Origin of the sequence: Streptomyces sp. NPDC060194 (assembly GCF_042728285.1) — a bacterium.
In the GTDB taxonomy this organism is placed as follows: domain Bacteria; phylum Actinomycetota; class Actinomycetes; order Streptomycetales; family Streptomycetaceae; genus Streptomyces.
In genome coordinates this window covers 1-5595 of record NZ_JBHWZH010000103.1, presented here as the reverse complement: position 1 = coordinate 5595, position 5595 = coordinate 1, and the positions used below count along the sequence as shown (strand labels likewise).

Here is a 5595-nt window from a genome sequence, read left to right as displayed (position 1 = left end):
GGTCGGCTGCGTTTTTTTTTTATACCACACCGGGTGTCTATTCCGCGCCGGCCCCCGCCCCCGCGGGGGCACCCTGCCCCGTCGGCGACCGGCGCGGCCCGCCTACCCCGCGATGATCCGCAGCACGCCCGTGGTGGTGCCCTGCAGCACCACCCGGCCCGGTGCGATGCTGCCGACCATCTGCAAGGTGTCGAAGACGAAGCCCGAGCCGAGGTAGGCCGTCCGCGTCGTGCGGCCGGTGGCCGGGTCCACCTCGGCGTACACGTAGGGGTCCAGCACCGAGGTGGCGTCCGTGCCCGGGATCACCGGGTTGCGCAGCACCGTGCGCAGCAGCCCGTCGGCGGTGGAGAGCCTCGGTACCGCGGCCGACCTGGTGCGGTTGTCCCACTTCAGGTCGCAGCCGGAGCCGTCGGACCGGACGTCCACCCGGCTCAGCCCGCCGCGGTAGCTGTCCGAGGAGGGCACGCTCGGCCCGGCGTCCTCGGGCAGCTTGGGGTACGGGTAGCCGTAGGTGCTCGCCACGAACACCGCGTTGCCGACCGCGACGGGCGAGTTCTCGCTGCCGCTGCCACCCGCCTTGAGCACCGGCACCGAGCAGACCTGCTCGCCGCTGACGGTCCGGTAGACCAGCAGGTTCACGGTGGGCGCGGCGTTGTCCACCACGGTCACGTAGTCGGTGCCGGTGGCCGGCCCGAAGAAGGTGGGAGTCGAGCCGGTGCCCCAGCTCAGCTGACCCGGCTTGCGCCCCGGACCCCGGTCGTACGGCCGGCGCCAGCTCACCTCCGGCGTGCCGTCCGCGCCCGCGGTGAGCAGGTACGTGGCGTGGGTGGTGGCGACCGCGGTGCCCGAAGGCGCGGTGGAGATCGAGTTGGCGACCCGCTCACCGGCCGGCAGCGCGAGGGTCCGCACCGCGCCGGTCCGGTCGTCGGCGGTGCCGACCACCCCGGCGCCGGTCGCGAACCAGACGCGTCCCTGCCAGTCCGGCGAGAGCCCGGTGACGGCGTCCCCGTCCGGGACCGCCCCGGCGAGCGGCAACCGGGAGTCGACGTACAGCTCCCACCCGCCCGCAGCGGTCCTGCGGTGGCCGATCCGCAGCAGGTCCCGGTTGCCGTCCACCGCGACGAGGCGGTCCCGGTGGTCCAGGTAGGCGTAGACCCCGCCGAGCAACGAGCCCTTGGCCAGCGTCAGTTCGGCCACGGACCCGCCGGTCGCCGGGTCGAGCAGGTGGACGGTCGGCGCCAGCCCGAAGATCTCCGTGCACAGCGCGACCGGGTAGCCGTCGGCCCCGACCAGCACGGTCGGGCAGGCCGACTGCAACGCCGTCCGATGCGACCGGACGGAGCCCGCGCCCGGGCCGGGCAGGGGCGTCGCGTCGGAGGAGCCGGTGTCCCCGTGCATCGTGGCCGTGCCGACAGGGCCCGCGTACGGGTTGGCCGGCGGCAGCGGACCGTACGCGTCGGCGCCGTGCGCCGGGGTGAGTGAGGTGAGCAGGAGGGCGGCCGTGGCGATCACGGTGGCGCGGGTGCGCAGACGCATGGGAGTCCCGTCGTAGGAGGGGGGCACGACAGAGGTGCACTCCGCCCGGCAGGACGCGAATCGACCCGGCGAGGAACCGGGCGGGAGGCACCGCGCTCAATCAGCGCGGTGACAGATCGCCGAACACGCGTGGGCCAGGTCGACGTGAAGCCGACGGCTCAGATACGCGTGACGGGTCATGCGCCCATGATCCCGTCGCGCGTCCACGCCCACAACCACCGTCTCACGGTGCGGAAGACGCACACCGAGGCGCCCGCGCGGCGCCCGTCGGGTCAGCGGCGCACCCCCAGGGCCGGCAGCACGGTCTCGGCGACGCGGTAGGCCTCTTCCAGCAGGGGGTTGCCGGACAGGATGAAGGTGTCCACGCCCAGCTCCTCGAACTCCTTCAGCCTCTCGATCACCTGGGCCGTCGAACCGACGACGGCGGTGCCGGGGCCCGGGCGGAAGAGGCTCATGCCGGGCCACAGGTTGGGGGAGGTCTCCAGCTCGCGGGCGCGGGCCGGGACCCTGCCGCCTCGCTATACCAGGGCAGGGCGCGGAGGGCGCTCTCCCCGTCGTCCGCCTCGCCGCCGAGGTCGGCGGCCGCGAGGCGGGCGGCCTCCCGGGGGTGGGCCGCGGCCCAGTCGTCGGCGCGGTGCAGGGCTCGGGTCAGGGCTCGGACGAATTCGGGCCGCTGCTCGGCGAGTTCGCGCCGGTTGAAGAGGACGGAGCGGTCGCTGATGACGTCGCCGGTGGGGATCAGGATGCGCAGTCCGCCGGTGCGGCGGGCGGCGGCGAGCTGGGACCCCTGCGCGACCCAGGCGCCGACGGCCCCGCTCCGCAGCAGCTCCTCGCTCTGCTCCGTGGAGCGCTCGGCGGTCGCCTGGGCGCGGCCCGGCGAGAAGGGCCCCGACTCGCTGCCGCCCCTCCCGGCCTTCACGGACCGGACGATCGTCGACCGCGCGGTTCTGGAGGCGGAGTTGGAGCGGGTGCGCACCGAGGCCTACGCGCTGAACGACGGTGAGTCGGCGCACGGGGTGCGCACCCCGGCCGTTCCGGTCCTGGACGGCGCCGGGCACGCGCGCTTCGCCCTCGCCGTGCGGGCGACACCGTCGCCGATCACCGCCGAGCGCACCGAGGGGCTCCTCGCCGAAGCCCGCTCCTGTGCCCGGGCCCTTGAGGTGCTGCTGCTCTCGCCGGCGGAGCGCCGACCGCCCACCCGGTAGCGCGCGCGGACGGGGAGGGTGCGGGTTCCGGCGGGTGTGCGGGTCCGTTTGCCGGAGTCGCGCGGACCGCCGCCCCGACGGGCTGCCGTGACGGTGCGGACCGTGGTCCCGGCCGGACCTTCGATCCCGCCGCGCTTTCCCCGAGCTGAGCGGTCGCTCGACGAGCCCACGGATGGCGTCAAGGTGGGGCCGGAGTGTGGCCTGCCTTCGCTGACTTGTCGTCAGGCGGCCGGGCAGAGTGTCGCGGGGCGGGATCCCGGGCGGGGCACGGTCGCGACCACGGGGGCGGGGACGGTAGCTGACCGCGCGTGCCCCCGTGCGAAGACCACCAGGCGCAGCAGCAGAAACCGTCCGACGCCGGTGAGCGCGGAGGCGGACAGGTAGACGACCTGCTCGACGACCGCGCCGGGCGAGGCGACGAGGAGCTGCAGGGCCAGCATCGCGGTGCTTGTGACGGCGTACGCGACCGCCGCGGATCCTGCCGACTGCGTGTGCTGGCGCCAGGTCGCGCGACCCGCCGCGCCGAAGGTGAAGCGGGCGTGCAGCTCGGTGGCGATCAGCGTGGACACGACGGTGATCAGCGCGTTGGCCACCGCCCAGGGCAGCCAGGCGGCGAGGCCGGCCACGGCGAAGCTGGAGAGGACTCCGATGCCGCCGCCGCAGAGCACGAAGCGGGCGAATGCCAGCAGCGCGCCCGGCGCCTGCCTCCCGCTGCCGTGTGCTGTCGGGTTCTCCACGGTCCCCGCTCCCCCTGCCGACGCCGATGCCTCCTTGGTCACCGGCCCCTTACCAGTACGACCGTGGTGAACGGCCGAACTCACCGGTGACGCCATGATGGCACATTAATGGCGCCATCGCGAGCCTTTTATGCGCCACAGGGGTGGCGCGTGGCGCCCGCGCGGCGCGCATCAACCCCGTGCAGAGGTCAAGTGCACGCGGGTCCGTTCGTGAGGCGAAAGCGAGGGAGCGGCAGGCCTCGCTGTCTTCAGAGGTGGCGTCGCCGTAGTCGCCGCCACGCTCGACGACACGTGCGGCGTCATACATGGCGCCATCTGATGCTCGACATGGCGCCACTGCTGTGCCATAGTTCTCGCATGGACCTCGCACCGTATGTCGATGACCTCCGACGGCAACTCGCTGTCGCTGCCGAAGCCGGCGGTGACGACGCCCGCGCCCTCGCCGAGCGACTGACCGCCCCGCTGGAGTCGGCCGCCCGGCTCACCCTTCTCAACGCGTTGTCCGCGGCGATGGGTGAGGTGACGCTGGAGCTGGCGCCCGGCTCGGTGGACCTGCGGCTGCGCGGCCTGGACCCGGAGTTCGTGGTCAGCAGGCCCGAATCCAGGGAGCGCGCCGACGGAGCGCCGCCACCCATGGCGTCGTCGGCGCCGGCAGTCCCGCAGCCCGAGGTGGCAGGTGTACCGGAGGCGGACGAGGGCGGGACCGCCCGCATCAACCTCCGGGTGCCGACCTCCCTCAAGTCCAGGATCGAGTCCGCCGCCGCCCGCGACGGCCTCTCTGTCAACGCCTGGCTGGTGCACACGCTGTCCGGCTCGCTCGACGGTCCCGCCGCGGGTGCCCTGCGGCCGGCGGTCGACCCGGTCGCGGAGAACGGCACCAGCCGGAGCTTCACCGGTTGGGTCTGACCGACCCCCGTCCCACCCGCACCTTCTTCCTCATCCCGCTGACCAGCACGAACACCTGACGCAGTCGAAAGGACGGAACCGCCATGCCCTCTTCCGCCACCCCTGAACCGCAGTCCTTCACGACCCCGGGCCCCATCACGGCCCAGCTGGAGGTCGGCTACGGAACGGTCCTGGTCCGGGCCGCCGAGCGGACCGAGACCACGGTCCGGGTCCGGCCGGGCAACGAGGCGGACGACCGGGACGTCCAGTCGGCCGCGCAGACCCAGGTCGACCTGACCGGCGGCCGGCTGACCGTACGCGGCCCCCGCGGCCGCAACCCGTTCCACAAGATCGGGGCCGTCGTGGTCGAGGTCGAACTGCCGACCGGATCCGAGGTGCAGGCGACCACCGGACTCGGGGACGTGCACTGCGAAGGCACGCTGGGCGACGTCCGCCTGAAGAGCGCACTCGGGAACGTGGCCGTGGAACGCGCCGCGACCGCCGCGCTCAGGACCGCGACCGGCACCGTCCGCGCCCAGCACCTCGACGGCAACGTGGAGGTGCACGGAGCGGGCCGGGTCGAGATCGGCTACGTGGGCGGCAACCTCGCCGTCACCAACGTCAACGGCGAGACCGAGGTCGGCGAGGTCCTCGGCGAGACGAAGGTCAAGTCGTCCAACGGCTCCTTCGCCATGGGAACCGCCCACGCCGGCGTCGACGTCAGGTCCGCACTGGGAGGGATCCGGATCGCCCGGCTCACCCGCGGTGTGATCGACCTGCGGACCTCGACCGGCGAGATCGAGCTCGGCGTCCCCGAGACCACCGCCGCCTGGCTGGACGTCCACACCCGGGCGGGCCTCGTCCGCAACCAGCTGCCCGCCGCCGGGAGCCCGTCGGACAAGCCGGACCGTGCCGAGGTCCACGCCCACACCTCGGTCGGCAACATCACCGTCACCCGGGCCGCCTGACGGCAGGTCGCGCCCGCAGAAGCGCCTCGCCTCAGACCTCATACCTCTGACCACCCCCCTCGACCCAGGGAAGCAGCGAGCACATGTCTGTCATGAGCACCTCAAAAAAGGCCGCCGCGATCACCGCCGCCGGCCTCACCAAGTCCTACGGCGACAAGCCCGTCCTCAAGGGCCTCGACCTGACCGTCCCCGAGGGCTCCGTCTACGCCCTGCTCGGCCCGAACGGCGCCGGCAAGACCACGACCGTCGAGATCCTGACCACCC

General features: G+C 73.5%; 6 protein-coding genes and 2 pseudogenes. 4 read left to right on the top strand and 4 right to left on the bottom strand.

Features of this window, described 5'->3' with window-relative positions:
• Positions 1-102 precede the first annotated feature (102 nt).
• From ACFWEG_RS20990 to ACFWEG_RS20980, 3 genes and pseudogenes are all read right to left on the bottom strand, one after another.
• The gene (locus ACFWEG_RS20990; protein ID WP_387217282.1) at positions 103-1536 is read right to left on the bottom strand and encodes a hypothetical protein; all 1434 of its coding nucleotides are present in this window, start codon (positions 1534-1536) and stop codon (positions 103-105) included.
• Between the two features lie 272 nt (positions 1537-1808).
• A pseudogene (locus ACFWEG_RS20985) lies at positions 1809-2051 on the bottom strand (alkanesulfonate monooxygenase); the annotation flags it as partial.
• Positions 2045-2395: pseudogene (locus ACFWEG_RS20980) on the bottom strand (ABC transporter substrate-binding protein); the annotation flags it as partial. The pseudogenes ACFWEG_RS20985 and ACFWEG_RS20980, both read right to left, overlap by 7 nt.
• Positions 2396-2504: 109 nt before the next feature.
• Here ACFWEG_RS20980 and ACFWEG_RS20975 point away from each other — a divergent pair.
• Positions 2505-2741, top strand: coding sequence for an IclR family transcriptional regulator C-terminal domain-containing protein (locus ACFWEG_RS20975; protein WP_387217280.1), 237 nt, complete (start codon positions 2505-2507; stop codon positions 2739-2741).
• A 221-nt stretch (positions 2742-2962) separates the two neighbouring features.
• Here the strand turns inward: ACFWEG_RS20975 and ACFWEG_RS20970 are convergent, their stop codons facing one another.
• A complete protein-coding gene (locus ACFWEG_RS20970; protein ID WP_387217278.1) occupies positions 2963-3478 on the bottom strand; it encodes a hypothetical protein in 516 nt (171 codons plus the stop codon).
• 357 nt (positions 3479-3835) lie between these two features.
• Here ACFWEG_RS20970 and ACFWEG_RS20965 point away from each other — a divergent pair, with 357 nt between their 5' ends.
• The 3 genes from ACFWEG_RS20965 to ACFWEG_RS20955 all read left to right on the top strand — a co-directional run.
• A complete protein-coding gene (locus ACFWEG_RS20965; RefSeq protein WP_387217276.1) occupies positions 3836-4384 on the top strand; it encodes a toxin-antitoxin system HicB family antitoxin in 549 nt (182 codons plus the stop codon).
• A gap of 83 nt (positions 4385-4467) precedes the next feature.
• Positions 4468-5331, top strand: coding sequence for a DUF4097 domain-containing protein (locus ACFWEG_RS20960; RefSeq protein ID WP_387217274.1), 864 nt, complete (start codon positions 4468-4470; stop codon positions 5329-5331).
• Positions 5332-5414: 83 nt separating this feature from the next.
• On the top strand, positions 5415-5595 hold a 181-nt coding region (locus ACFWEG_RS20955; RefSeq protein ID WP_387217271.1), incomplete at its 3' end, for an ATP-binding cassette domain-containing protein.

Coding starts and splice junctions, on each gene's coding strand:
- ACFWEG_RS20990 (WP_387217282.1), bottom strand. CDS start 1,536: ATGCGTCTGCGCACCCGCGCCACCGTGATCGCCACGGCCGCCCTCCTG.
- ACFWEG_RS20965 (WP_387217276.1), top strand. CDS start 3,836: ATGGACCTCGCACCGTATGTCGATGACCTCCGACGGCAACTCGCTGTC.
- ACFWEG_RS20960 (WP_387217274.1), top strand. CDS start 4,468: ATGCCCTCTTCCGCCACCCCTGAACCGCAGTCCTTCACGACCCCGGGC.